General features: G+C 71.0%; 23 protein-coding genes and 1 pseudogene. 12 read left to right on the forward strand and 12 right to left on the reverse strand.

The window, feature by feature from the left end:
* Nucleotides 1-242: hypothetical protein (locus ACWD0J_RS32340; RefSeq protein WP_451499412.1), on the forward strand; the 242-nt coding region annotated here is incomplete at its 5' end.
* A gap of 59 nt (nt 243-301) precedes the next feature.
* On the opposite strand, the gene ACWD0J_RS32345 is transcribed toward ACWD0J_RS32340, so the two are convergent.
* The 3 genes from ACWD0J_RS32345 to ACWD0J_RS32355 form a co-directional block, all read right to left on the reverse strand.
* Nucleotides 302-1,468 carry an oxygenase MpaB family protein gene (locus ACWD0J_RS32345; RefSeq protein ID WP_451499413.1) on the reverse strand — a complete coding sequence of 389 codons (1,167 nt, stop codon included), beginning with the start codon at nt 1,466-1,468 and terminating at the stop codon, nt 302-304.
* A 183-nt stretch (nt 1,469-1,651) separates the two neighbouring features.
* Nucleotides 1,652-2,704 (reverse strand): polyprenyl synthetase family protein, encoded by a 1,053-nt coding sequence (locus ACWD0J_RS32350; protein WP_451499414.1) that lies wholly within the window; start codon nt 2,702-2,704, stop codon nt 1,652-1,654.
* Nucleotides 2,697-2,975, reverse strand: coding sequence for a polyprenyl synthetase (locus tag ACWD0J_RS32355; protein ID WP_451499415.1), 279 nt, complete (start codon nt 2,973-2,975; stop codon nt 2,697-2,699). Before ACWD0J_RS32355 ends, ACWD0J_RS32350 begins: the two co-directional genes overlap by 8 nt.
* A 264-nt stretch (nt 2,976-3,239) precedes the next feature.
* Between ACWD0J_RS32355 and ACWD0J_RS32360 the strand changes: the two genes are divergently transcribed.
* Nucleotides 3,240-3,407, forward strand: a complete 168-nt coding sequence (locus ACWD0J_RS32360; protein WP_451499416.1) for a hypothetical protein — start codon at nt 3,240-3,242, stop codon at nt 3,405-3,407.
* Between the two features lie 120 nt (nt 3,408-3,527).
* Here the strand turns inward: ACWD0J_RS32360 and ACWD0J_RS32365 are convergent, their stop codons facing one another.
* The 3 genes from ACWD0J_RS32365 to ACWD0J_RS32375 form a co-directional block, all read right to left on the reverse strand.
* On the reverse strand, nt 3,528-3,908 hold the full coding sequence (locus ACWD0J_RS32365; RefSeq protein WP_451499442.1) for a VOC family protein: 381 nt from the start codon (nt 3,906-3,908) through the stop codon (nt 3,528-3,530).
* 189 nt (nt 3,909-4,097) lie between these two features.
* A complete protein-coding gene (locus ACWD0J_RS32370) occupies nt 4,098-5,243 on the reverse strand; it encodes an RNA polymerase sigma factor (protein ID WP_451499417.1) in 1,146 nt (381 codons plus the stop codon).
* Nucleotides 5,244-5,250: 7 nt separating this feature from the next.
* Nucleotides 5,251-5,658 (reverse strand): YciI family protein, encoded by a 408-nt coding sequence (locus ACWD0J_RS32375; protein WP_451499418.1) that lies wholly within the window; start codon nt 5,656-5,658, stop codon nt 5,251-5,253.
* A gap of 463 nt (nt 5,659-6,121) precedes the next feature.
* On the opposite strand from ACWD0J_RS32375, the gene ACWD0J_RS32380 reads away from it, so the two are divergent.
* The 8 genes from ACWD0J_RS32380 (at nt 6,122) to ACWD0J_RS32415 (ending at nt 13,932) form a co-directional block, all read left to right on the forward strand.
* Complete coding sequence (locus ACWD0J_RS32380) at nt 6,122-6,532, forward strand: VOC family protein (RefSeq protein WP_451499419.1); 411 nt, start codon at nt 6,122-6,124, stop codon at nt 6,530-6,532.
* A gap of 196 nt (nt 6,533-6,728) precedes the next feature.
* Nucleotides 6,729-6,977 carry a hypothetical protein gene (locus ACWD0J_RS32385; RefSeq protein WP_451499420.1) on the forward strand — a complete coding sequence of 83 codons (249 nt, stop codon included), beginning with the start codon at nt 6,729-6,731 and terminating at the stop codon, nt 6,975-6,977.
* 1,017 nt (nt 6,978-7,994) lie between these two features.
* Nucleotides 7,995-8,957: a threonine ammonia-lyase gene (locus tag ACWD0J_RS32390; RefSeq protein WP_451499421.1), complete on the forward strand. Its 963-nt coding sequence runs from the start codon at nt 7,995-7,997 to the stop codon at nt 8,955-8,957.
* Nucleotides 8,958-9,421: 464 nt separating this feature from the next.
* Nucleotides 9,422-11,140 (forward strand): ATP-binding protein, encoded by a 1,719-nt coding sequence (locus tag ACWD0J_RS32395; RefSeq protein ID WP_451499422.1) that lies wholly within the window; start codon nt 9,422-9,424, stop codon nt 11,138-11,140.
* 159 nt (nt 11,141-11,299) lie between these two features.
* Nucleotides 11,300-11,719 (forward strand): roadblock/LC7 domain-containing protein, encoded by a 420-nt coding sequence (locus tag ACWD0J_RS32400; protein WP_451499423.1) that lies wholly within the window; start codon nt 11,300-11,302, stop codon nt 11,717-11,719.
* Nucleotides 11,716-12,072, forward strand: coding sequence for a DUF742 domain-containing protein (locus ACWD0J_RS32405; protein WP_451499424.1), 357 nt, complete (start codon nt 11,716-11,718; stop codon nt 12,070-12,072). Before ACWD0J_RS32400 ends, ACWD0J_RS32405 begins: the two co-directional genes overlap by 4 nt.
* Nucleotides 12,053-12,670, forward strand: coding sequence for a GTP-binding protein (locus ACWD0J_RS32410; protein WP_451499425.1), 618 nt, complete (start codon nt 12,053-12,055; stop codon nt 12,668-12,670). The genes ACWD0J_RS32405 and ACWD0J_RS32410 overlap by 20 nt, the downstream gene beginning before the upstream one ends.
* Nucleotides 12,667-13,932 carry a cytochrome P450 gene (locus tag ACWD0J_RS32415; protein ID WP_451499426.1) on the forward strand — a complete coding sequence of 422 codons (1,266 nt, stop codon included), beginning with the start codon at nt 12,667-12,669 and terminating at the stop codon, nt 13,930-13,932. The genes ACWD0J_RS32410 and ACWD0J_RS32415 overlap by 4 nt, the downstream gene beginning before the upstream one ends.
* Before the next feature lie 205 nt (nt 13,933-14,137).
* Here ACWD0J_RS32415 and ACWD0J_RS32420 read toward each other — a convergent pair whose 3' ends face one another.
* The 3 genes from ACWD0J_RS32420 to ACWD0J_RS32430 all read right to left on the reverse strand — a co-directional run bounded on the left by ACWD0J_RS32420 (nt 14,138) and on the right by ACWD0J_RS32430 (nt 18,107).
* Nucleotides 14,138-15,364, reverse strand: coding sequence for a cytochrome P450 (locus ACWD0J_RS32420; protein ID WP_451499427.1), 1,227 nt, complete (start codon nt 15,362-15,364; stop codon nt 14,138-14,140).
* Between the two features lie 124 nt (nt 15,365-15,488).
* Nucleotides 15,489-16,244 (reverse strand): DUF4097 family beta strand repeat-containing protein, encoded by a 756-nt coding sequence (locus ACWD0J_RS32425; RefSeq protein WP_451499428.1) that lies wholly within the window; start codon nt 16,242-16,244, stop codon nt 15,489-15,491.
* Between the two features lie 303 nt (nt 16,245-16,547).
* A complete protein-coding gene (locus tag ACWD0J_RS32430) occupies nt 16,548-18,107 on the reverse strand; it encodes a pectate lyase family protein (protein ID WP_451499429.1) in 1,560 nt (519 codons plus the stop codon).
* A gap of 1,077 nt (nt 18,108-19,184) precedes the next feature.
* Between ACWD0J_RS32430 and ACWD0J_RS32435 the strand changes: the two genes are divergently transcribed.
* Nucleotides 19,185-20,645: a protein kinase domain-containing protein gene (locus ACWD0J_RS32435; RefSeq protein ID WP_451499430.1), complete on the forward strand. Its 1,461-nt coding sequence runs from the start codon at nt 19,185-19,187 to the stop codon at nt 20,643-20,645.
* Between the two features lie 45 nt (nt 20,646-20,690).
* Here ACWD0J_RS32435 and ACWD0J_RS32440 read toward each other — a convergent pair.
* A pseudogene (locus ACWD0J_RS32440) lies at nt 20,691-20,864 on the reverse strand (hypothetical protein); the annotation flags it as partial.
* Here ACWD0J_RS32440 and ACWD0J_RS32445 point away from each other — a divergent pair.
* Nucleotides 20,863-21,486 (forward strand): TetR/AcrR family transcriptional regulator, encoded by a 624-nt coding sequence (locus ACWD0J_RS32445; RefSeq protein WP_451499431.1) that lies wholly within the window; start codon nt 20,863-20,865, stop codon nt 21,484-21,486. The pseudogene ACWD0J_RS32440 and the gene ACWD0J_RS32445 overlap by 2 nt on opposite strands.
* A 61-nt stretch (nt 21,487-21,547) precedes the next feature.
* On the opposite strand, the gene ACWD0J_RS32450 is transcribed toward ACWD0J_RS32445, so the two are convergent.
* Nucleotides 21,548-23,299: a glycoside hydrolase family 3 protein gene (locus ACWD0J_RS32450; RefSeq protein ID WP_451499432.1), complete on the reverse strand. Its 1,752-nt coding sequence runs from the start codon at nt 23,297-23,299 to the stop codon at nt 21,548-21,550.
* On the reverse strand, nt 23,296-25,740 hold the full coding sequence (locus tag ACWD0J_RS32455; protein WP_451499433.1) for a family 78 glycoside hydrolase catalytic domain: 2,445 nt from the start codon (nt 25,738-25,740) through the stop codon (nt 23,296-23,298). The genes ACWD0J_RS32450 and ACWD0J_RS32455 overlap by 4 nt, the downstream gene beginning before the upstream one ends.
* Between the last annotated feature and the right edge of the window lie 4 nt (nt 25,741-25,744).

Genomic DNA, 25,744 nt, shown 5'->3' on the forward strand with positions numbered 1-25,744 from the left:
AGGCGGTGGAGATCCACGGGCCCCTCGACACCGGCCTGTTCGAGACCGCGCTGCGGCGCACGGTCGCCGAGGCCGACACCTTCGCTCTGCGTTTCTCGCGGCCGAGCGAGCGGTCCGCGGGCTCGTGGACCGCGCCCTGTGCGCCGGTGCCGGATGACGCGGCCCCGGGCACGCCGGGCCCTGCCGCGCCGGCCGCAGATGCGAAAAGCAGCGTGTCAACCGCGTCAGCCTGTGACGCGTGAGGCGAGTTCTTCGGTCGTCATGGACGCCGCCAGGGCGACCCCCGCCCGGGCCACGCGGGTCAGCCCGGGGTGGTTGCCGGCGGGGGCGGGGTCCAGCGGTGGGTGCGGGGTACCGTCGCGGAGACGCCGTAGTCCTTCTTCAGGTGCTCGGGAATCGCGTAGTGCATGACGCGGCCGCGGGTGAGGGAGGACAGCTCGAACATCGTGGTGAGGTGGCCGAGGCGGTCCAGCGCCCAGGCGCCGAGCGGGGAGCGGTCCTCGATGCTCTCCAGGGCGCCGAGCAGGTGGGGAACGGCCTTCACGGCGGTGTCCCAGGGCGTGCGTGCGACATCCAGCCAGTCGGCGCAGGTGTCGCCGATGAGATGGCGGATCAGGGCGGAGACCAGCGGGTCGAAGAAGGTGCCGGGGACGATCTCTTCGTACAGAGTGGTCAGCTGGCGGGTGAGACGGGCGCCGTCCTCGCTCGGTCCCATATGACGGAGCATGTACAGATCGAGGAACTGGCGGGCGGAGGCCATGTCCATGGGTACCTGGCTCTGGTCGACGCCGAGCATCGCGCCGACCACCCGCCAGGCGTACAGGTAAGCCTGCGCGCCGTCGGTGCTCATGTGGATGTTCAGCCGGTGCAGGGAGTCCAGTACCAGCAGCGAGAAGAACATCTGGCCGCCGATCAGGTCCTCCTGACAGATCGGCACACCCAGGCTGTCGCTGTCCCAGCGGTTGTCCCGCGCGAGGTGGTGCCGGATCGAGGCGTGCAGCAGACGGACCTTCTGGGCGGCGGGGATGAAGGGACTGCCGGCCTCGAACGCACCGGGCTGCATGAGGTAGACGGTGAACTGCCCGGTCTCCGCCATCCGTTTGGAGGGGTAGTCCAGCGCGTGCGTCGTCGCCAGCAGCTTCGCCACGTGCGGGACGAGGTAGCAGGCGGGCATGGAGGCGAAGGACAGTGCCGTGGAGATGTGCACGTTGTTGTCGATGAAGAACAGCCTGGCCTTCTCCATCTCGCCCCAGTCGACCCACGCCGGCGGGGCACCGGTGGCGTGCAGGTACTCCCGCGCCACCTCGGGCAGTCCGTCGGGCAGCGGGGCTCCGGCGGTCGACACGTAGCGCATCAACGTGTTGAACGTGCCCACCTGACCCCGTTCGAAGAGGGCGGCCACCGTCGCGTCGGCGAGTTCGTCGCCGCTGGTGCGCAAGGCGTCCATCGACGCCATGGTGTAGGTCATCACAGGCTCCCGGTCAGAGGTGTGGCGAGGCAGGGCGAGCTGGGGCGCTGGGGCAGCTGGGGCGCTGGGGCAGCTGGGACAGCTGGGACAGCTGGGGCGAGTGAACCGCTGGAGCGGGTGGAACGGCTGGGGTGGCCGGGCGGAGGCGCCAGGAGGATGGCGGGGTGCCGTCCCGCCGCATGTTCAGTGCCGGCGGACGGCGGCGGCGTGCGCCAGGTGGGTGAGGGCTTGTGCGGCGTGTGCGGGGAGGTCGAGGTCGTCCAGGGCGCGGGTGGCTTCCTCCACCCGCACGGTGATCATCCGTTCGATCCGGTCGGGTGCCTTCAGCCGGCTCATCACCTCACGTACCGCGGTGAGGCTGTCGGTCCCCGCATCGCGCCGGCCCAGCAGCGTCCGCAGGCGCTCCCGGTCGACGTCGCCGGCCGCTTTCCAGGTTTCCGCCAGTAGCGCGGTGGGCCGGTGAGCGCGCAGGTCGTCCGTGTTGGCCTTGCCGGTCAGGGCCGTGTCCCCGAACAGGCCCAGCAGGTCGTCCCGCAGCTGGAACGCCTCGCCCAGCGGCAGCCCGTAGCGGGAGTAGCCCTCCCGCAGTCGCTGTCCGGCGCCGGCCAGCACCCCTCCGATCAACAACGGTTGCTCGACGGTGTACTTCGCGCTCTTGTACCGGATCACCTGCAAAGACTGCGCCGTGTCCGGTTCGCCGCCCGTGCGCAGGAGCTCCAGGCACTCACCCGCGATCAGCTCCCTGGCCAGCGCCGCCCACAGGGGGCGGGCCCGGGCCAGGTAGGCCGCGGGCAGGCCGCTGGTGGCGAACAACTGGCCGGCCAGCGACATCAGCAGGTCCCCCACCAGCATCGCCAGCGCCCGGGCCGCGGTCGTGCTGCGGGGACGCCCGCGCAGCGCGGCGCGCAGGGCGACGTGCGCGGTGGGCCCGCCGTGCCGCAGGCTGCTGTCGTCGATGATGTCGTCGTGGACGACCGCGGCGGCGTGGACCAGTTCCATGGATGCCGCCGCCCGCACCAGCGCGTCGCTGTCGGGCTGGCCTGCCGCCCGCCAGCCCCAGTAGCAGAACGCCGCCCTCAGCCGCTTGCCCTGTGCCACCGCCGCCTCGACCTGATCGGCCACCGGGCCCAGATCGGCGTCGATGGCCAGCAGTTGATCCGTCTCCTGCGCCACGAACCGGCCCAGCACCTGGTCCACGCGCGACTTGAGGGCGGCAGTCTCCTCCCGGTCAGCCACCGGCACCGGCCCGCCGCGCCAGGACCCGCTGGGCGAGGACCTCCAGATGGGCCGGGGGCACCACCGCGTACCGGTCCACGGCCAGCCGCCCGCGCGCTGTGAGATCCCGCCGCGCGTCAGCCGCCAGCTCCCCCGCGTCCGAGCGGCCCAGCAATCCCCGCACACTGCCCACCGCCGAGCCGAGGCAGCTCACCGCCAGGTCGGCAACGCCCGCCGCGAGCAGCACCGCCTGCCCGGCCGGTCCCCCGCTCCGTCCGTCCTCTTGCGTCATACCGCTCCCCTGCTCACTGGTTGCCGCGGCGGTGCCGGTCACGCGCCGCCGCATCACAGCGTCCCGTCCCGCCCACGGACAGCACGGAGGAACTCACCATCGGGTGATCACCTCGCAGGTTTGTGCGCCTTCGTGTGCTGAGAGACGGCCGACGGTGACGGGCGGGCGCGGGGAGCCGGATGGCGGCTTCGCCGCGCACGGCGAGCTCGCCGGAGGGCCGGCCCCGAGGGGGGTGCTTGTCGCAGTGGACGGGCCCCGCACCCTGTGTCACCGGCGTGTGCGGAGCTCTCGTCGCAGCCGGCCGGTGTCGACGGCTACGTCGCCGGCACCGACATCACCCTCGACAACCCGACAGGCGACGGCGCCGAGCCGCTCTTCGAGTGGATCCACAACCTGGCGAGCTGGCGCCAGCGCCACCGTCGCAGGGGCTGACCAGGGCCAGACAAGGGCCAGGGTCAAGGCCAGGGTTGGACTGGAGCCGTACGCAGTCCGGGACGTCCCGGACTGGTGCCGAGGCGTGGCGTGGCGATGAGCATCAGAGGGGGATGAGCATCAGAGTGGATTGAGGCGGGCCTTGAGCAGGCAGAACTCATTGCCCTCGGGGTCGGTCAGGACATGCCACTGCTCCTGCCCTGTCTGGCCGATGTCGGCCGGGCGCGCGCCGAGCTTCAGAAGGCGTTCGAGTTCGGCGTCCTGATCGCGGTCGGTGGCGTTGACGTCGATGTGCAGCCGGGACTTCCCCTGCTCCGGCTCATCCCTGCGACTGAGGATGATCGTCGGCTGCGGACCACCGAACCCCTCGCGGGGCCCGATCTCCAACGTGCCGTCATCCTCACGATCGAGCACGACGAAGTCCAGGACCTCACACCAGAACCGCGCCAGCAGCTCAGGATCCCGGCAACCGAGGACGAGCTCACTGATACGACATGCCATAACGAAACCTGCTCTCAGCCTGAGAACCGCCGGAGAGTCCACACGCGAACCCCATGGGCTCCCAGCAGTGAAAACAACCCCGCGACCGTATCGGACGAGGCGGGCACGGGCGAAATGATTTAGGGCCGCCCGCCCACTGCCCCTGGGAGGAGGCGAACTGTGGTCGGGGGACGAACCGAGTGCGGCCGGTCAGCCACAGAGGCGGGCGTTGAGCCGGGCGGCCTGACGTGTCAGGTGGTGGCGCTCGGCCAGGTCGGGTGCCTTTTGGGCGGCCTCGGCGTACAGCCGTGCCGCCGTCGTCAGGTCGCCGTCGCGTTCGTGGAGGTAGGCCGCCACCGCGGCATGGCGGGGCAGTGCGTCGTCCAGCTCCGCGAGCGCCGCCAGGCCGGCGCGCGGTCCGTCGGCCTGGCCGACGGCGACCGCGCGGTTGAGCCGGACGATGGGGTTGCCGGTCAGGCGTACGAGTTCGTCGTACCACTCGACGATCTGCACCCAGTCGGTCTCCTCGGCGGTGGGCGCGTCCGCGTGGAGTGCCGCGATGGCGGCCTGGGCCTGGAACTCGCCCAGCCGGTCGCGGGAGAGGGCCCCCTGCAGGATCGCGACGCCCTCGGCGATCGACTTCGTGTCCCACCGGCCGCGGTCCTGCTCGGCGAGCGGCACCAGGCTGCCGTCGGGTGCGGTCCGGGCCGAGCGCCGGGCGTGGTGGAGCAGCATGAGGGCGAGCAGTCCCGCCACCTCGGGGTGGTCGATCGCGGCGGCGAGTTGCCGGGTGAGCCGGATGGCCTCGGCGGCGAGGTCGACGTCGCCGGAGTAGCCCTCGTTGAAGACCAGGTAGAGGACGCGCAGCACGGTGGCGACGTCGCCGGGCTGCTCGAACCGCACGCCGGAGACGGTGCGCTTGGCCCGGCTGATGCGCTGCGCCATCGTCGCCTCGGGCACCAGGTAGGCCTGGGCGATCTGGCGGGTGGTCAGCCCGCCCACAGCGCGCAGTGTGAGCGCGACCGCGGACGACGGCGTCAGCGACGGGTGGGCGCACAGGAAGTACAGCTGAAGCGTGTCGTCCACCGCGGGCGTGGGCCCGGGCACCGGCTCCTCGTCGGCGAGGTCCTCACGCCGGCGCCGGGCGGCGTCCGCGCGGGTCGCGTCGATGAACTTGCGCCAGGCCACGGTGACCAGCCAGCCCTTCGCATCCCGCGGCGGGTCGGCCGGCCAGACGCGGACCGCCTCGACCAGCGCTTCCTGCACGGCGTCCTCGGCCGCCGCGAAGTCGGCTCCGCGGCGGACGAGGATGGCGAGCACGCTCGGTGTGAGGCTGCGGAGCAGGACCTCGTTCATCTCAGGATCACTCCGTGATGGTGGGCGACACGCCGTAGAACGGGCGCAGCTCGAGCCACTCGTGGATCGGCTTCCCGCCCGCTCCGGGGGCGGCCGACAGTTCCCCGGCCAGCTCGACGGCGCGCTCGTAGCTGTCGACGTCGATCACCATCCAGCCGGCGATGAGGTCCTTGGTCTCGGCGAACGGGCCGTCGGTGATCGGCGGGCGCCCCTCGCCGTCGAACCGGACCCACGTCCCCTCGGGGGCGAGTGCCTGGCCGTCGACGAACTCGCCGGTCTGCTCCAGCCGGGCCGCGAAGTCGTTCATGTACTGCACGTGGGCCGAGATCTCCTCGGGCGTCCACTGGTCCATGGCCACGTCATTGACCGGAGCCGGGGCGCCGCGGTAGTGCTTCAGCAGCAGGTACTTGGCCATCGGAAGTCTCCTCGGTACTGGTGCGACCCATTGTGGTCGCGTTCACTACGGGGACGGAGCCGGTCACGGATTCTCGACATCACCGGCCGGCATATTTTTCTGCCTCTCGTCGCAAGGCCTGATGAGCCCTCCCAGGGCGCCCGGATCCGCGGCGTGACGCGAGCGCCGGACGCGGCGAAGCCTCACACGATCAGCAGCGGGCAGGCAGCCGCACACCGGCCGGGAGCGGGAACGTGGGCGGAGACGCACCGGACACCCCCGACAACTCACACCGGCCTGACAGGGGCGGCAGCCGGGCAGGAGGCACCGTCCGGGCCCGTCGGCATCCCGTGAACAGTCACGCGCGTATCGCCCTCCACTCTCCCTCCACGGCGGAGCGCCGGACACCAGCCGTGAGAAGGGCAACCGAACGGGTCAGGTATCGAGAAGCGCCGGTCACCGGGCCGCACCTACGGTGAGTGCCATGGACATCACTCTCCACACGGTCTCCCTCCCCCACAACGACCCGGACGCCTCCCTGGCCTTCTACCGCGACCTGCTCGGCTTCGAGGTCCGCAGCGACGTCGGGCAGGGCACGATGCGGTGGATCGTCGTCGGCCCGGCCGGCCGGCCCGGCACGTCCCTCCTCCTGGCGCCCCCGGCCGCCGACCCCGGCATCACCGAGGACGAGCGCCGCACCATCGCCGAGATGATGGCCAAGGGCACCTACGGCTGGATCATGCTGGCCGCCCCCGGCCTCGACGCCACTTTCGAGAAGCTACGAGCCGGCGGCGCCGAGGTCGTCCAGGAACCGACCGAGCAGCCGTACGGAATCCGCGACTGCGCCTTCCGCGATCCCGCGGGCAACCTGATCCGCATCCAGGAAGTCCGCTAGAACGTGGCCGGGGCGTCCGGTCACCGACCGGGACCGGGCCGTCAGCGCGCCGAAGCTCCTTCGCCCACCGCCCACCGGCCACCGCCCGCCACCCACCAGACGGAGGCGCTCGGCGCCCCCGGCACGGACACCCGTACGGAAACCACCGGCGGAAAGAGGTTCGCTCATGTGTCACCCGGCATGGACGCGCGCACGTGTGACCGCACAGCGCCTGCACGACCTTGCGCGGCTGCGCCGCGTCCGCGACCAGATCGACCGGCAGTACACCCAGCCACTGGACGTCCCAGCGCTGGCCCGCGCCGTGGGTCTGCCGGCCGGGGACCTCAGCCGGCGGTTCCAGCTCGCCTACGGCCAGTCGCCGTACACCTACCTCGTGACGCGCCGCATCCACCGCGCAATGGCACTGACTGACCCACGCGACGGGTCCTGCGTCCCATGGTGCTGACGCGAATCTGCCCTACGGTCTGACCAGCGTCGGCTGTACGGGACCCTCATCGCGCGGAATGCATTCACGAGTTCGGTGCGTACCCGGGTGGCCAACGGGTTCATCGGCGTAGGCCTCGTCCGGCCGGTGCCGCCCGAGCCCCGGACGGCCTGGCGGGACGCGCAGGAGGGCGAGAGCGAGCAGGGCCTGCCGGCCTGGCCTCACGCGCCGCCGCCGCGTGCCCCCCGTGCTGCCGCCGCGTGCCCGCCGTGAGGACACCGATGACCCGGCGGCCACCGTCGCATCAGGCAAGACACCCTCACCACGGCGTGAAAGGCACACAGGAGGGGACGGAAGGGACGGCTCTTCGCCGTCCGTAAGACGGCGAAGAGCCCCCGAGGGCTGTATGCCCAACCCTCGTACTGCCGGGTGACCCCCGCGTCCTCGCTCACACCTCACGGGTCGTCCAGGTGAGGGCAGGCAGCCAGGGCGGTGCCGCAGCCGAGTCGGGATGACTGCGACACCCACCCGTGCAGCCCTCGGCGCGGGAGGAAGACGCCTGAGGGCCGACCGTGCCGTTGCCCCGCCCTCCGGGAGCCATGCTGCGCCGATCGGGTGGCAGGTGGACGAAGGGCGACGGACTACTCGGGATGACTGTCCGGCGGCCTGCACCAGCAGAGCACGTGCGGGGTCCGCGTAGCGCGTCGCGGTCTTCTCGTCGATACGTCGAGCCCATAGACCTCCGCGAGGTGGAGGGGGTCGGAGCCACCAGCGCCGTTCGAGCTCGCCGTGACGCGGTTCGCGGTGGCGTCAAGCCACTCTCTCCGAGCACCACGGTCACACCGACGGCGCGCGCAAATCCTCGTCGCTGCACGCGACATCGGGCTGTCGCCCCTGGACGTTGTCGCGGTGAGGGAGCGCGACGGGCGGGACCTGCCGGCCGATCACCCAGGTGACGGGGCCGGGCGAGAGCGTGTCGGATCGGCGTCCGCCTGGACAAGCGTGTCGGCGACACCGCAGTGCGCTACGTTGCTGGCCATGCTCACAACCCGTCTCGATCTCGCCCGGATCCGCGCGGCCCGCCAGCATATTGACCCGGTCTTTCTGGACAGTCCGCTGTACCAGTGCGACGCGTTGGGGCGCGAACTCGGCTGCACGGTGAGTATCAAGCTGGAAACGGCGAACCCGGTCCGCAGCTTCAAGGGCCGCGGCACCGAACTTGTCGCCGCTCTGCTGACCGACCAGGGCGGCACAGCCGTGGTGTGCGCCAGCGCCGGCAACCTCGGCCAGGCACTCGGTTGGTCCGGTCAGCGCCGCGGCCTCGACGTGACGGTCGTGGCATCACGCAGAGCGCCCGCTGCCAAGCTCGATCGGATCCGCGCGCTGGGCGCGGAACTGGAGCTGGTCGACGGCGACTTCGAGGCGGCCCGCGAACGGGCCGTGAGCATCGCGCAACAACGCGGCGTCCGGCTGGTCGAGGACAGCCTCGACATCGAAACCTGCGAGGGCGCGGCAACCATCGGCCTGGAACTGGCGAGCGCTGTGTCCTCCTTCGACGCGGTCCTGATCGCCCTGGGCGGCGGCGCGATGGCCACCGGTGTGGGCTACGTCCTGAAGACCCTTTCGCCGGACGTCGAGGTGATCTGTGTGCAGCCCCTCGGCGCGCCCGCGCTGACCCGCTCCTGGCACCAGGGCCGGGTCATCACCACCGACTCGACCGACACCATCGCCGACGGCGTCGCCGGTCGGAAACCCATCCCCGCAGTCCTGGACGACCTGCTCATGGTGGCGGACGACGCCGTCCTGGTCCACGAGGCGTCCATCGTCACGGGCATGCGGATGCTTCTGGAGCGGGCGGGCCTGGTCGTCGAACCCTCAGCGGCCCTCGGTGTCGCGGCCATCCTGGAAGACCGTGACCGCTTCGCCGGCCGCCATGTGGCCACCATCATCTGCGGCAGCAACGTCGACCTGGACGCCTACCACCGCTGGGTCCGCACCTGAGCCGGTGACGGCATGGCGGAGCATGTCGACGCCGTCTGCCGCCACCAGGTCCAACCGTCGAACCGGTTCGCGTGATGTGAAGCTCAGAGGAACGCCGGCCGGGACGCCGTCGGCGCGGCCCGCCCGTGACGGTAGTTGGCTGAAAATGCACCCCTCGGGCTGGCCGTGAGCACTCTCCGGAAGCCTCAAGAAGATCGCAAAGCGCCAGAATGCGCCGCCCTGCGTACGTCCGGGATCACTCCAAGTCCGTTGATGCGATTACCACACGATTCTGTTGCCATGGCCCTTTCACGACGAAGTGAGCTTCCGTGCCCGCTCGGGCTCCTGCCGGGGTACTCCAGGTCGGCGCGGTGACTAGCATGAGCGGCGTGCTCGATCTGGAAGATGGTCATCCGTCTTCCGGGTTCTCGGCGATGTGTCAGTCGTCCACGTACTCCTGCTCTCACGGACCGAGGGACCGCGGAATGCCAGTGCCTGCCCGACCCCGTCAGCGCTCTGCGAACGGGACGCGCTCCTCTCCGGCCGTGTTCCCCGTGGTCCTGGTCCTGACGGCCGTGGGCGCCGGAGCGGCAGTCGCCCTCGCTCCCGACGCCGCCCGCTCCTGGGTCCTGGGCACGGCGGTCGTCGCCTGGTGCTGTCTCACAGCCGTCACCGTCAGCGCCTCGGTCCTGTTGCGCCGTGCGCGCCGCCAGGCAGCGGCGCGGGGCGGCGAACTGGAGACGACCAGGAACAACTGGACGCAGCAGAGCGTCGAGGCGGCTCAGCTGGTCGACGTGGCCCTGCCGGCCGTGGCCCGGCAGGTGAAGAACGGCGCGAACGCCGACGAGGCCCTGTCCGGTGTCCCCGCCCCCTCCGACCTGCACCTGCGTCAGATGCTGCACGTCTTCGCCACCGAGATGGCCGAGGCGGTACGGCGGGCCGCCTCGGCACAGAACGAACTCGACGCGATGCGGCGCGAACTCGCCGACGGGACGAAGGAACTGGAACGCCTGACCCACCACACGCTGCCCGCAGCGGTGGCGCTGCTGCGGGAGGGGAGCTCCGCCGACACGGTCCTCACCAAGTTCGACTGGCCGCAGAACCCCCTGCTGCGTGCCCCGGCCGAATCGTTCGTCCGCGAACTCGCCTACAGCGAACGCCGCTCCGCCGCAGCCCAGGCCGCCTCCGCGAAGGCGCTCAGCCGGGTCCAGGCCAAGACCGTCAGCATGCTCGCCGACCTGCGGGAGATGCAGGACCGGCATGGCGAGGACGTCTTCGGTGACCTGCTGCGCCTGGACCACAGCACCTCCCAGCTGGGCCTCATGACCGACCGGCTGGCGCTGCTGATGGGCGGCCGCTCCAGCCGCGTCTGGAACAAGCCGATCGTGATGGAGAGCGTCCTGCGCGGCGCCGTCGGCCGTATCGCCGCCTACCGGCGGGTCCGTCTGCACAACTCCAGCAAGGCCGCCATCGCGGGCTTCGCGGCCGAGGGCGTGATGCACCTGCTGGCCGAACTCATGGACAACGCCGCCAACTTCTCCCCGCCGATCGACGAGGTCCACGTGTACGTGGAGGAGCGCAGCGCCGGCCTCGTCGTCACCATCGAGGACAGCGGCCTGAAGATGTCCGACGCCGCCATGCGCCGGGCGGAGGAGTCGGTGTCGGGCAAGGTCACCGACCTCGCCTCGCTGCAGGGCACCCGGCTCGGTCTGGGCGTGGTGGGACGACTCGCCGCCAAGTACGGCATCAGCGTCAACTACCGGCCCTCCTCCCGGGGCGGCACCGGCGTCGTCGTCCTCCTCCCGCCCCAGCTCGTGGCCCAGCAGCGCGATCCGGCAGTTCCCGAACGACCCCTCCGTACCGCGGAGGTCCCGGCCACGCACGCCCCCGCGGTCGAGGAGGACCCCCTCCCGGTGCGCCCGCAGCCGGTCGCGCCCGCGGACGTGGCGCCCCGTGCCGACGTTCCCCGCAGGCGCAGCGCGGCCACCCCCAACGGACTGCCCGTCCGGGCTCCCGGCCGCACCATGGCCGAGGCGGAGCGGGGCCGGCCGAAGCCGGCGGCCGAGCCGCTTCCGGCAAAGCAGCGCGAGCCGGGTCCGGCGCGCGACGCCGGAAGCCGGTTCGGTGCCTTCCACCGCGGCCGGCAGACCGGGGGCACCACCGGCGCCTCCCCCTCCGCGCCCGGCACCGAAGCCGAAAACTAGGTTTCCGACGCTCGACCCGGCTCGACTCAGCAGCCTCGACTCAGCAGCACGACCCAGGGCAGCACCGCCCACCCCGCCCCGCACGGATTCGCCGTACCTCGTTGGATTGGAGGCACGGGCCGGGTGACCTCTCACCGGTCATCACCCGGCCCACCCACCATGGAGACCACTGACAACAGCCTCACCTGGCTCTTGACGAACCTCTTGGAGCGCACGCCCGGGACGCGGCACGCGCTCGTCCTGTCCCGGGACGGCCTGAAACTGTGCTGGACCGAGCACATGACGCTCGATCAGGCCGACCAGCTGGCGGCCATCTGCTCGGGCATCCAGGCGCTCGCGCAGGGCGCGTCCGTGGAGTTCGGCGACGGCTCGGGCGGGGTCCGGCATTCCATGACCGAGTTCCACGGGGGTCTGCTGTTCATCGTGGAGGCCGGCCAGGGCGCCCACCTCGCGGTCGTCGCCGAGGAGAGCGCCGATCCGGGCGTCGTGGGCCACCAGATGACCGAGATGGTCGACCAGATCGGCGAGCATCTGCGGGCCGAGCCCCGCTCTCCCGTCACCAGGGGCACCACCGCGTGATCCACAAACCCGTGGACATCGGTGATCCCGATCGGCTCTACACGGTCACCGGCGGACGCAGCGAGGCCGACGACACGTTCGACCTGGTGACGCTGATCGTCAGCGAGTGCGAGCCCACGGCCGGCATGCAGTCCGAGCACGTCCGGATTCTGGAGATGTGCCAGCATCCGACGGCGTTGGTCGAGATCTCCGCCGAGCTGAAGCTGCCCATCACCGTCGTACGGATCCTTCTCGCCGACCTCCATGCCATGGGCAAGGTGAGCGCCCGTCACCCCCGCGCGGCCGAGTCCGTCGCGGCCCTCCCCGAAACCGCCCTGCTCCAGGAGGTGCTCCATGGGCTCCGCAACCTCTGAGCTGCCCTCCCAGCGCACGCCGCTGGCCGATGCCGCCGAGACCGGTCTGAAGATCGTCGTCGTGGGCGGATTCGGTGTCGGCAAGACCACCCTGGTGCGCTCGGTCAGCGAGATCCGGCCGCTGAACACCGAAGAGGTGATGACACAGGCCGGGCAGGGCGTCGACGAGACGGCCGGGGTGGAGCGCAAGACCACGACCACCGTCGCGTTCGACTTCGGGCGCATCAGCCTCAACCAGCGCATGGTGCTCTACCTGTTCGGCGCACCGGGCCAGGAACGCTTCTGGTTCCTGTGGGACCGGTTGTTCTCCGGCACGCTGGGCGCGGTCGTCCTCGTCGACACCCGCCGCATGGAGGACTCCTGGTACGCGATAGACCGGCTCGAACACCACAGGACGCCGTTCGTGGTGGCCGTCAACCGGTTCGACGACGACCAGAACCGGTTCTCCCTCGAAGAGATCCGCCAGGCCCTCGCCCTCGGCGAGCACGTGCCCATGATCGACTGCGACGCACGGGTCAGGTCGTCGGGCAAGGAGGTCCTCATCGCTCTCGTGGACCACCTCTACGCATTGGCACTGTCCCAGGAGAGAACACCGTGAGCGACACCACCGGCGCCTCGTCCGCGAACACGCCGCCGCCCGGCTGCCCCGCGCACGCCGACGCCGTGCAACTGGGCGGACTGGAGTACCAGCAGACGCCCTCGCAGCTGTACCGCACGATGCGCCGCGCCCACGGGTCGGTCGCGCCGGTGCTGCTCGACGGCGACATCCCGGCCTGGCTCGTCCTCGGCTATCCCGAGGTCTGCTACGTGACCAGCCACGACGAGCTGTTCGCGCGCGACTCCCGGCGATGGAACCAGTGGCCGAACATCCCCGCGGACTGGCCCCTGCTGCCGTTCGTCGGCTACCAGCCGTCCGTGCTCTTCACCGAGGCGCAGGAGCACCAGCGCCGGGCCGGTGTGATCACGCAGGCGCTGGAGGGTGTCGACCAGTTCGAGTTGTCCCGTGAGTGCCAGCTGATCGCCGAGCAGCTGATCGCCTCGTTCGCCGGCAGTGGTCAGGCCGAACTGATGAGCATGTACGCGCACGCCCTGCCGGCCCGAGCCGTGCTGTGGATGTGCGGTATGCCGCAGGGCAGCGCGGACACCGAGCAACTCGTCGAAGACCTGCGGATCTCCCTCGACGCCGGCGAGGGCGACGACCCGGTGGCGGCGTACCTGCGCGTCGGGGAGCGCATCACGCGGCTGGTGAAGGAGAAGCGGGAGCGCCCCGGCTCCGACGTCCCCTCCCGCATGCTGCTCGATCCGGCCGGTCTCAGCGACGAGGAGATCGTGCAGGACCTGATCTCCGTCATCGCCGCGGCGCAGCAGCCGACCGCCAACTGGATCTGCAACACCCTGCGTCTGCTGCTGACCGACGAGCGTTTCGCGGTCAACGTCTCCGGCGGCCGGGTCAGCGTCGGGGACGCGCTCAACGAGGTGCTGTGGCTGGACACCCCGACCCAGAACTTCATCGGGCGCTGGGCCGTACGCGACACGCAGCTCGGCGGGCGGCTCATCCGGGAGGGCGACTGCCTCGTCCTGGGGCTGGCCGCCGCCAACACCGACCCGCAGATCTGGCCGGAGTCGCATGTCGGCGCCGAGAACTCCGCGCACCTGTCGTTCAGCAACGGCGAGCACCGCTGCCCCTATCCCGCACCGCTCCTGGCGGACGTGATGGCGCGTACGGCGGTGGAGACGCTCCTGGAGCACCTGCCCGACCTCGTGCTGGCCGTGGAGACGCAGGAGCTGACCTGGCGTCCGTCCATCTGGATGCGCGGACTGGCGTCCCTGCCAGTACGGTTCACTCCCGCGGTCCACTAGGAGTCTCCTGAAGATCTTGCTTCGAGCGCCCGGTACACCCCAAGTTGCCGGTAAATGTCAATCAGGTTGAACTGGGGCAAGCCGGACGCGTTTTCAAGATCTTCATCGGACTCCTAGGGCGTGTCCTCCGCGGGCACAGCGAGGGGGGTGCGGCTCCCCGTGTCCGCGGAGGACGTGGACCGACGGCGGAAGGACGCCGGGGCGCTCAGCCGGTGACCGGGGTGAAGCGCACCGGCAGTGACTGCGGGCCGCGGGTGAACACGCCCTGCTCGACCGGGTCGAAGCCGTCGGCGAGACGGAGGTCGGGCATGGCGTCGAGCAACTGGTTCAGCCCGACTTCGACCTCCGCCTTGGCGAGCAGCGCGCCGACGCAGAAGTGCCGGCCGAGGGCGAAGGCGAGGTGGTCGGCGGCGGCCGAGAACGCCGACGTCGTGCTGAGGTCGTCGCGGAAGACGTCGAACCGGTCGGGGTTGCGGAAGCGGCGCTCGTCCCGGTTGGCGGCTCCGATGAGGCACGTCACCGTGGCCCCCGCCGGGATGGTGCCACCGGCGACCTCGACCTCGGTGGCCGACTGCCGCATGATCATGTGGACCGGCGGGGTGTAGCGCAGCGTCTCGGCGAACGCGGCGGGGATCAGACTCCGGTCCGCCTGGACCGCCGCCAACTGGTCCGGGTGCATCAGCAGGTTGGTCAGGATGCTCGCGATCGCCTTGTCGGTGGTCTCGCCGCCGGCGGCGAGCAGCAGGCTGCAGAACGCCTTGATGTCCTCGTCGCTCATCCGGACACCGTCGACCTCGGCGGCGCAGAGCGTGGACAGCAGGTCGTCGCCCAGGTTGTCGCGGCGCTCGCGGATGATCGGGATCATGTACTCGGCGAACTCGACCCGGGTGCGCTCCCCCGCGGCGGTCACCTCGGGATCGCCGGAGAGGTTGCCGAGGAAGGCGATGACGGCCGTGTACCAGCCGTGGAAGCGGGCGTGGTCGGCCTTGTCCAGGCCCAGCATGTCCGCGATGACGTTGACCGGGAAGCGGGTCGCGTAGTCGCTGACGATGTCGACGGAGCCGGAGTGCCGGAAGGCGTCGATCAGTTCGCGCGAGTTGCGCTCGATGACCGGCAGGAACTTCTCCTGCAGATCGCTGCCGCGGAAGGCGGGGGCCACCAGTGCGCGCCGTACCGCGTGCTCGCGTCCGCTGAGCTGGAGGATCGTCTTGCCGTGGACCGGCTCGATCTGCCAGTTGTAGTTGTCGGTCGTGAACTGCGACTTCTTGTCCTTGAAGACGCGTTCCACGTCGTCGTAGCGGGAAATGATGTAACTCTGGGTGGCCTCGTGCCAGATCAGGGGGTTCTTCTCCCGCATCACCGCGTAGGCCGGGTAGGGGTCCGCGGCGAACTCGGGCGAGAGAATGTCGGGCACCTGCTGGGCAGTGGACACGGAACTCCTCGGGGTAGATGCGTGTCTGCGGCAACAGGTTATTGATCTTTCGGTGGCTCAAACAGTCGAGTCCTGGCCGAAGTTGGGTGGGTCACTTCGATCTCCGGTACGGTGCGCGGCACGTTCAGTCCCGGTGTGCCGCGATGTCCCCGTTGACCGTCGTCAGCGTCATGGTGCGGCTGCGGGCAGCGTCGCGCGTGGGGACCGTCACCGTGGTGCGACCGTTCCCGGTGACCGCGGACACCCGGTAGGCGGGCGTGTCGTGCGGCACGGTGACGTCGACCGAGCCGTTCGTGGTCACCGCGGTGATACCGGAAGGCGCCGCGGCGCACGCCAGGGCCACATCCCCGTTGGTGGTCCCGGCGGACAGCCTCCCCGCTGCGAGACCCGTGGCCCGCACCGAGCCGTTGCGGGTGGACAGCCGCACCTTCCCGTCGTCGCGTCCCGAACGGGTCACTGTCACATCGCCGTTGACCGTCGTCAGGTCCAACGTGCCGGTCACGCCCGCCACATCGACGCCGGCGTTGCGGGCGGTGACCGTGACGCTCACACCGTCGGGAATCCGGACCTGCGGCATACGGGGGCACGGGGTGCCGTCCGCAGACGGTTCGGGGCACGACAGATCGAGGGTCCAGGTGTCGTCGTGGTGGGCCCAGTGATCGTCGACATGCTCGTCCACGCCGACCCGGTCACCGTCGGCGGGGCGCAGCCGCACCCCGTTGTCGGTCGTGATCAGGAGGTGGCTCTCCACCGCCGCGGAGAAGGACGTGCCGAACTTCCCCGCGGAGCCGGGCTTCTGGTCATCGCTCCCGCCGCAGCCCACGGCGATGGGCAGCACCGCCAGCACAACTCCCAGGCACCGCAGACGTCTTGTGGTCATCGCCCTCATGCATCACCGGATGCCCCGGAACGGTCGCGCCATGACAGCGGCGGCCAGGAGACAGCGGTGTCCTTCCTCGGGCCGTCCGTCCCGCACTGAGCCCGTCGGGAACGCGGGCGGCCCCCGCCGTGCGACCTGCGGGGGCCACCCGCGTTGCCTGACCTCTTACTCCCTGTTGGACCGGGGTGCGCTCGCGCGCGAGCGCGGCATGCGAACGCAGCATGCGAACGTGGAGGGTGGGTGGTGCCGGGCTGTGGCACCACCCACCCTCCACGCCTCGATGAGTCGTGAGGTACTGCGCCGTTATGACCCGTAGGTCTCGAACTCGGCCACCTTCGGCGTGCCGGTCGACCCGGTGATCTCAAAAGTGATCTTGCTGAGTGAGGTCTGCGGGAAGCCGATGGTGCCCGCGCCGCTGCCCGAGGCCAGGACGGCACCGTTGTCGGCGTTGAGGACCCTCCACGAGCCGATGCTCCCTCCGGATCCGGATGCCTCCCGGATGGCGACGCGCGAGACCGTGGTGGCGGAACCCCACTTGACGGAGACGGAGCCGGTCGCGCCGGCCGGAGACCAGTAGGTGTTCAGGTCGCCGTCGCGGACGTTGCCGTAGCTGGTGCCCGTGGCCTTGCTGGAGCCGTCAGAGCCGGCTCCGAGGCTGAGGTTGGTCCCGCTGGGCTGGGTCGGACTCGGCGTGGGGGTGGGGGTCGGCGTGAGAGTGGGGGTGGGAGTCGTGGTCGGGTTCGGTGTCGGGTTCTGCGGCGTGCAGTTGCCGTTCGACACCTGAAGACCGGTGCCGGCGCCCGCCGTGCGGCTGACGACGTCCGGCACGCAGGCGGCGGCGTCGAGCGCGTAGGAGTAGGGGATGCCGACCGTGGTGGTGGACTGCGGGTTCGGGCCGGCCGGTTTGTTCTCGGAGCCGGGGCTGGACCAGGTCACGTTGTCGAAGACGTTCCCGCTGACCTGCCAGTAGCCTGCCTGGTCGGTGTAGAAGGTGCCCAGGACGTCCTTGGAGTCCTCGAAGTAGTTGTTGTCCACCTTCGCCTTCGCCCCGGCGCGGGAGTTGATGCCGGACTCGTTCAGGCTCACGTAGTGGTTGTTGTAGATGTGGGCCGTGCCACCGCGCAGCAGGGGCGCACGGGAGTCGATGTTCTCGTAGAGGTTGTGATGGAAGGTGACGTAGCCGTTGGAGAGGTCACTCTCGCTGGACCCGATGAGGCCGCCCCGGCCGGAGTTGCGCAGGGTGCTGTACGACAGTGTCACGTACTGCGTGTTGTCCTTCATGTCGAAGAGGCCGTCGTATCCTTCCGACTCCCCGCCCGACGCCTCCAGGGTGGTGTGATCGACCCAGACGTTGCGGACGTCGCTCTCCATCCCGATCGCGTCGCCGCCGTTGGACGTGGGCGAGCCGGACTTCTTCACGTTCCGGACGGTCACGTTCTGGATGATGATGTTGCTGGACTCCCGGATGTGGATGCCCAGTTGGTCGAAGACGGCCCCGCTGCCGACACCGACGATCGTGACGTTGCTGATCTGCTTGAGCTCGATCACGCCGGCCGCTGTGTTGCAGCTGCCGCCCGACACCTTCGTGGTGTTGCCGTGGTTGATCGTCCCCTCGACCTGGATGACGATCGGCGTGCTGCTGCTGGCTCGTGAGCACAGAGCGGCGTGGATCGCCGTGCCCGTGGTGGCACGCACCGTCTGTCCGCCCGCCCCGCCGGTGGTGCCACCGTTCTGGGTCGCGTAGCCGGTGGCGCTGCCGGTGGCCGCCGACGCCGTCGGCATCGACAGGACAACCCCGACCGCGGACGCCAGGGCTATCGCGGTCGACGCCGCGGACAGCCGCAGTGCGACAGTTCGTCTCATCATCGTCTCCTGATTCACCAAAGTCTGCTGATTCGTCATGCACCAAAGTCAGCTGATTCGTCGTGCACCAAGGTCAGCTGATTCGTCGTGCGCCCTCTGGCATCCGATGCCGGCGCAGCACACTGGCGGCCGCGCGCACCGCCCGGAGGCCGCCGGACGAGCAGGGGGTCAGACCGGTGTGACAGCCAGCGGGAACTGGATCACCGGCTGCATCGCCGGCTGGATCGCCAGCCGGATCGCCGGTCCCCGGAGCTGGGAGCGTCGGGCTGTTCGCTCGTGGATCCGTCCTCGGATCGCCTTCCCGTGCCCCATCGCTCAGGGCGACCGGCGCATCCGGCACTCCGGCCGGCGGGGCGTCGAGAAGCCGTCACCTCTGAGGGCTCCACGGTTGGTGCGACACGCGTGCGTCATGATGTGCACCCTTCGTTCCCTGGCATGTCGACATCGGGTGATCTCGACATGGCGGATCGTCGGCGGCTCGTGCACACGTCGCGGCGGCCCCCGCGACGGTTGACTCTTCAGGCGCTTCCAAGACATCGAGAAAGCGCTTTCTCTGGCGGCAGACGATAGGCGGCCCCTCCTGCACTGGCAAGAGGTCTGGCAGGATTCAGTTCACATGCTCGAACGCCACACCTTCGGAGACAATCCAGCAAAGTGTCGACATCAGCCGATAGGCACCAGCCCCCGGCGCCGACGCCACACCACGCCACACCACGCCACGACGGGCGGCTGACTAGCTAGCTAACTGGCTGGCCTGCTGGCTTAGCTATAGCCGCATTGCGGCCGGTACCCACGGCGGACGACTGACCAAACCTTCACGTCGAGCGGCCCCGGCAGATCACCGACATGGGCATGACTCGGCGATCAGTGTCTAAGAGTATGAACTCTGAGCACATTCCCGTCCGCAGTGCTATGCACGGTGTTCCCCGCCGGCCACCATCGCCTTCCGTCCGCCCGAGACCGCCTCTGCCTGCGAGAACGTGGGGCTATTCCAGCTCCTCCTGGGTACCTGCGTCCGGCGGCGCGTCGGCCACGGCTCGCCAGGGGCATCCGCCCCTTGACGCAATGGGAGAGGGAATGAGGCTTCGTGAGTCGGCCCGGGCCATGGCTTCCCGGTGCTCCGCCGAGGTGCTGAGCGGCCGGTACCGTCTGGACGGTCTCCTCGGTTCGGGCGGCGCCGCGGATGTCCACCGGGGTTTCGACCTGCGGTTGCGACGACCGGTGGCGGTCAAGGTCTTCCGGCCCGACACCGGCATCGACACCGGCATCGAGGACAACGTGCACGGCGAGGCAGTGATCCTGGCACGGTTGCACCACCCCGGACTGGTCACCGCCTACGACGCCGGACGGCACAACGGACGCGTCTTCCTCGTCATGCAACTGATCGAAGGCATCACGCTGCGACAGCGTATCGCCGAGGGCCCACTGGCACCCGGAGCGACTGCCGCACTCGGCGCCGACCTCGCCCACGCGCTGGCTCACGCACACGAAGCAGGAGTCGTCCACCGAGACGTCAAGCCGTCCAACATTCTCCTGGACGCCTCTCAGCGCCCCTACCTGACCGACTTCGGGATCTCCCGGCTGCTGGACGCCACCACCCGCACCGCCACCGGCACACTCGTCGGCACCGCCGCCTACCTCTCCCCCGAGCAGGTGCTCGGCCAGCCGGTCGGCCGGCCCGCCGACATCTATGCCCTCGGCCTGGTGCTCCTCGAATGCCTCACGGGAAGGCTCGAGTACGACGGCGGTCCTCTCGAAGCCGCGATCGCGCGACTGCACCGCCAGCCCGCCCTGCCGCACTGCCTGCCGGACCAACTGGCCTCCCTGCTGCGGGACATGACCTCCCTGGACGAGCAGAACCGCCCGACAGCCCGCGACTGCGCCGGCGCCTTGGCGGCGCTGGCCGACACAGCGGGCGCTGAAGCCGGCCCGTCGGTGCCCGCCACCCGTCTCGTCGCCGGTCACGGACCGTCGCAGACGGCTGACCACCGTACGCACATGAATCCGCTGCCCGACAGAGGCGAGGCCCCTGCCCGCACCGCGCCCGCGCGTGGGCGCACCCTGGTGGCCGGCGCGACCGTCGCCCTCGCCGCGGTCATGGCAACCGCCCTCTCCGTCACCGGAGACTCCGCGCCACAAGGCAGTGACCGAAGCACGCCCAGGGCCACCAGTGCTCCGACCGGAGAGGCGGATCCTCCCGGCGGCACAGGGCAGCAGGGGACGGACCCTGCGGGGACGCCGTCCTCTGACCGCGACGCCGCCGCCGGCGCACCCTCCGGCGACGCAGCCGGGCACAGCGGCCGCTCCGCTTCCCAGGACCCGAGCCGCACGGCAGCCATCGACGTGGCCGCCCGCGACTCTGCTCCCGAGACGCGACAAGCCGCACCGAGCGAGACGGACACACCGACCGCGACAACGCGGAGCGGCCCGACGGCCGGGAGCCTGGAACGGCAACCGCCCGGACAAGCGGAGAAAGCGGAGAAGGCCGAGAAGAAGGCCCAGCAGAAGAGCACCGGGAAGACGGCCGCAGGACGGTGAAGGGGCGAACGGGACACGGACTGACTGCGTGGCACTCCTGTCCTCACTGCCGGTGGCAGGGCGGGAGCCGTCCGGACTGAACGCCACCGCGTGCACCGGCCTGCGGTGACCGGTCAACGTGCGCAGCACCTCGCCGGAGACCGGGTCCCAGGTCCGCACCGTCTTGTCACTGCTGCCACCGGCTGCGTGCTTCCGGCGGCCCGTTAACGTTGTGCCCATGGGGACACCTAGAGGGCCGCGCGGCGCCTACGCGGCGGGACAGGCCAGGCGGCCGCAGATCCTGGAAGCGGCCATGCGGCGGTTCGGCGAGGACGGCTACCACAACACCTCACTGGCCCGGGTCGCGCGGGACGCCGGTATCACCGACGCCGGACTCCTGCACCACTTCGGAGGCAAGCAGCAGTTGCTCCAGGCCGTCGTGGAGTACTGGCACCACCAGCTGGACGAGCGCTGGAGACGCGTGCCCGACTCGGTACGGGAGGCGTTCCGGTGCCATGTCGAGGACATGGAGGACGCGCTGCGCATGCCCGGCATCGTCGAGTTGTCCGTGGTGCTGGCGGCCGAGGCCACCGCCCCCGGCCACCCCGCGCACGACTTCTTCTCCCAGTGGCAGGAGAAGGGCGTCCGCGAGCTGGCCGAGCGGCTGCACGCCGGGAGCGAGGCCGGAGAGCTCAAACCGGACCTGGACCACGAGGCGATCGCCCGGGAGTGTGCGGCCGTCGACTCGGGACTGCGGTTGCAGTGGCTCGCCAGCGGCCGCGCCTTCGACCTCATCGGGGTCATGCGCTCGCACCTGGACCACTTGCTGCGGTCGATCTCGGCGGACGGCAAGGGTCTGTGAGCCAGGTGGCGGATGTCGCTAGCGGACAGCGGGTGGCGGGGCTCCAGGTCCGGCGGCGCGGTCAGTCCTGCGGCGCGTACCGCAGGCCGTCACCGAAGGCGTAGAGCGGGTCGGGGCTCTCCTGCGGTACGTCGGGGCGGCCCGCCTCCACCTCGGCCATCGAGCGCGGCAGCTGGAACGGCAGCCGTCCCTGGGGCTCCGCCCGGCCGAACAGCACGTCCAGCAGGGCCCGGTCGCCGACGCCGAACGCGGCGAGCAGCGCAGCGCTGCGGTCGGCGATCTCGGGGATGACGGCGGGCCGTTCCAGGTGGACGGCGACCACGGTGGGCACCGTGTCCAGCAGCGCCAGGATCTCCTTGAGCCGGTCCTCGTCGAAGTCGAGCCGTCCGGCGTGGAAGAAGGACTCGAACAGACCGGGGCGCGGCTCGTAGGGGGTGTTCAGCCGCAGCACCGCGAGATCGGCGTCGGCGGGATCGTCGACGAGCGGGGCGTACGCGGCGGCGATCTCCGCCTCGACGCCCTCGACGTACAGCCGCGGGGTGCCGGTGAGGGGCAGCAGGGTGTCGCTGTTCTTCAGCAGCGTGAGGCCGGCCCGCTGGGCGGCCTCGCCGGCGGCGCGGAAGTCGGCGCGGCCGACGGTGGCCTCGGCCGCGTCCGGGTCGACGTAGCGGCGCTCGTCGAACAGGCCGAGGCGGAACTTCTCGGCGAGCAGCCGGGCGGCCGAGGCGTCGAGCCGGGACTCCTCCAGGTGTCCCTGCCGGACGAGTTCGACGACCAGCTCGGGGCAGGACTCGCCGCCGATCTGGTCGGCGCCCGCGTGGAAGATCTTCAGGATGCGTTCGGCCGCGCCGAGGTGTTCGACGCCCCAGGCCCGGGCCGCGTGGGGTTCGCCCATGACGAGCTGGTCGGTGACCAGGCCCCAGTCGGTGCAGACGATGCCGTCGAAGCCGAGCCGCTCGCGCAGCAGCCCGGTGATGATGCCCTTGTTGAAGCCGAAGCCGACCTCCTCGTGTTCGGTGCCGACCGGCTTGCCGTAGTACGGCATCATCTGGGTCGCCCCGGCGGCGATGGCCGCCCTGAACGGCTTGAGGTGGTAGTCGAAGAAGCCGCCCGGGTAGACCTGTTCCTTGCCGTAGGCGAAGTGCGGGTCCTCGCCGTCGAGCTGCGGGCCGCCGCCCGGGAAGTGCTTGACCATCGCCGCGACACTGTCGGGTCCGAGGCCGTCGCCCGGTCCGCGCAGGCCCTCGATGTAGGCGGCGACCAGGCGGGACGTCAGGTCGGCGTCCTCGCCGAAGGTGCCGGAGATGCGCGCCCAGCGCGGTTCGGTGGCCAGGTCGATCTGCGGGTGCAGGGCGACCCGCAGGCCGACGGCGAGGTACTCGCGGCGCACGGTGTCCGCGTACCGGCGGACGAGACCGGCGTCACCCACGGCCGCGAGACCCAGCGTCTCGGGCCACTGGGAGAACGGGCCCGCCATCATCGCGGTGCCCGGGTTGTCGGTGAAGGCGTGCCGCGGGTCGGTGGACAGGGTGACCGGGATGCCGAGGCGGGTGTGGGCCGCCCGTTCCTGGAGCCGGTTGTGGAACTCGGCCATTTCGCGCGGTGAGGCGGCGCCGAGGACGTTGAAGTGCGTCATCCGGCTCTCGGAGAGCATCTGTTCGGCGGTGCGTCCGGCGGGCGCGGCCTGCGGTGCCGGGCCGATCACGTGGTGGAAGACGAGTCCGGCCTTCTCCTCCACCGTCATCCGGGGCAGCAGGTCCGCGACGCGCTCGAGCACGCTCCGGGCGGGGTCCAGGTACGGGGGGTGGTTCACTGCTGCTCCTCGTGCTGCGTGGGGGCGGGGTGGGGGGTGTGGGGGGCGTGATGGGTAGAGGGGGCGTGGGGTGCGTACGGGGTGCGGAAAGCGTGCCGGCCGGGTCCGGCCTCGACGGGTTCGGCGCCCGGCAGACGGACGTCGGCGGTGGTGCCGGGCGGCACCAGGACGTCGACGAGCAGGGCGTGTCCGGTGATGCGCCAGGACACCTCGGCGCGGCCGTACGGCGTCTCGTGCGCGGCCTTCGCCCAGGTGAGGCCCGGACCCGGGCGGGGCTGTACCAGCAGGCGGCGGTAGCCGGGCGCGGCCGGGGCCAGGCCGGCGACCGTGCGGTGGATCCAGTCGGCGACCGCGCCCAGCGCGTAGTGGTTGAACGAGGTCATCTCGCCGGGGTTGACGCTTCCGTCGGGCAGCATGCTGTCCCAGCGTTCCCACACCGTGGTCGCGCCCATGTCCACCTGGTAGAGCCAGGACGGGCAGGACCGCTCGAGGAGCAGCCGGTACGCCGTGTCCACGTGTCCGGTCGCGGTGAGCGCGTCGCACACCAGAGGCGTGCCGAGGAAGCCGGTGCCGATGCGGTGGCCGCGTGCGGCGACCAGGGCGGCGAGCCGGTCACCGGCGACGGCCCGTTCGTCCGGGCCGTCCAGCAGGCCGAAGCACAGCGCCAGCGCGTACGCGGTCTGCGTCTCCTCGGTCAGCCGGCCGCCGCCCGCGTGGAAACGGTCCCGGAAGGCATCGCGCACCGAGTCGGCGAGGGCGTCGTGGCGGACCGCGTCGTCCTTCTCGTCGATGACCTCGGCGGCGCGGGCCAGCAGGCGGGCGGAGCGGGCGAAGTAGGCGGTGGCGACCAGGTCGGAGGGCGTCGTCGACCTGCCGGGGTCCTCGGGAGGGGCTGTGGGGTCCAGCCAGTCGCCGAACTGGAAGCCCTCGCCCCAGATCCGGTCCGGGCCGGCGATGCGTTCGACGGCGTCGACCCACGCCCGCATCGACGGGTACTGGGCGCGCAGCACGTCCGCGTCGGCGTACCGCTCGTACAGGACCCAGGGCACGATGACGGCGGCGTCGCACCAGCCGGCCATCGGAGGGTTGCCGGGCGGCAGCGGAACGTCGGCGATGACCGGGATCTCGGGTGTGAACACCGGCGGGATGCCGTCGTCGTCACGGCTCTGGTCGGCGGCCAGGTCGCGCAGCCAGGACCGCAGGAAGTCGCGTACGTCGTACAGGAACGCGGCGGTCGGGGCGAAGACCTGTACGTCGCCGGTCCAGCCCAGGCGTTCGTCGCGCTGCGGGCAGTCGGTGGGCACGTCGAGGAAGTTGCCGCGCATGCCCCACACGACGTTCTCGTGCAGCCGGTCCAGGCCGGGGTCGGAGCAGGAGAACCAGCCGGTGCGGCGCAGGTCGCTGTGGAGGACGACCGCGGTGACGTCGTCGGGCGTCAACTCGCCCGGCCAGCCGTCCACTTCGGCGTACCGGAAACCGTGGAAGGTGAACCGCGGCTCCCACTGTTCGCCGTCCGGGTCGCCGCGCAGCGTGTACCGGTCGGTGGCGACGGCGGTGCGCAGTGGGCGTACACACAACTCGCCTCGTTCGTCCAGGACTTCGGCGTGGCGCAGGGTGACCGTCCGCCCCGCCTCACCGCGCACCCGGATGCACAGGCGTCCGACGAGGTTCTGCCCGAAGTCCACAAGGACGCGGCCGTCGGGCAGTTCGGTGACGGCGACGGGCCGGACGGTCTGCACGCGGCGCACGGGCGGGCTGTCGGCGGGGAACAGCACGGCGGTGTCGAAGTCGAGCACCCGCACCGGGTGCCAGCCGGAGTCGTCGAAGCCGGGTTCGCTCCAGCCGGGCCGCTCACGGCGGGCGTCGTGGTGCTCGCCCTCGTACAGACCCGCGGCGAGCACCGGCCCGTGACACGCGCGCCAGCCGGGGCCGGTGGTGACCGTCTCCGTCGTGCCGTCGGCGTACTCGATCCGCAGTTCGGCGAGGAGACCGGTGTCCGGGCCGTAGATGTCACGGGTACCGCCGTTGAATCCGAGCCGGCCCCGGTACCAGCCGTCCGCCAGGTGGGCGCCCCAGGCGTTGGCGCCCGTGCGCAGCAGCGGGGCCACGTCGAAGGAGTGGTAGCGGTGCCGGTGGCGGTAGCTGGTCCAGCCGGGGGCCAGGACATGGTCGCCGACCACGGTGCCGTTCAGTTCCAGTTCGTACACGCCCAGTGCGGTGACCGTCAGCCGGGCCGCGCGCACGCCGGCCCGCACCGTGAAGTCGCCGCGCACGAGCGCGGCCGGCCGGGCCTGGCCGACGGGCGGGCCGGCCCCGTCCCCGTCCCCGGGCTCGGGCTCGGGCTCGGGCTCGGGCAGGTGGGGGGTGATCACCTGAGCGGTCCAGGCGGTCCAGGCGGTCCAGGCGGTCCGGTGAGTCCCGGCGGTCCTGTGGTGCGACATCGAT

The organism is Streptomyces sp. NPDC003011 (assembly GCF_053591515.1).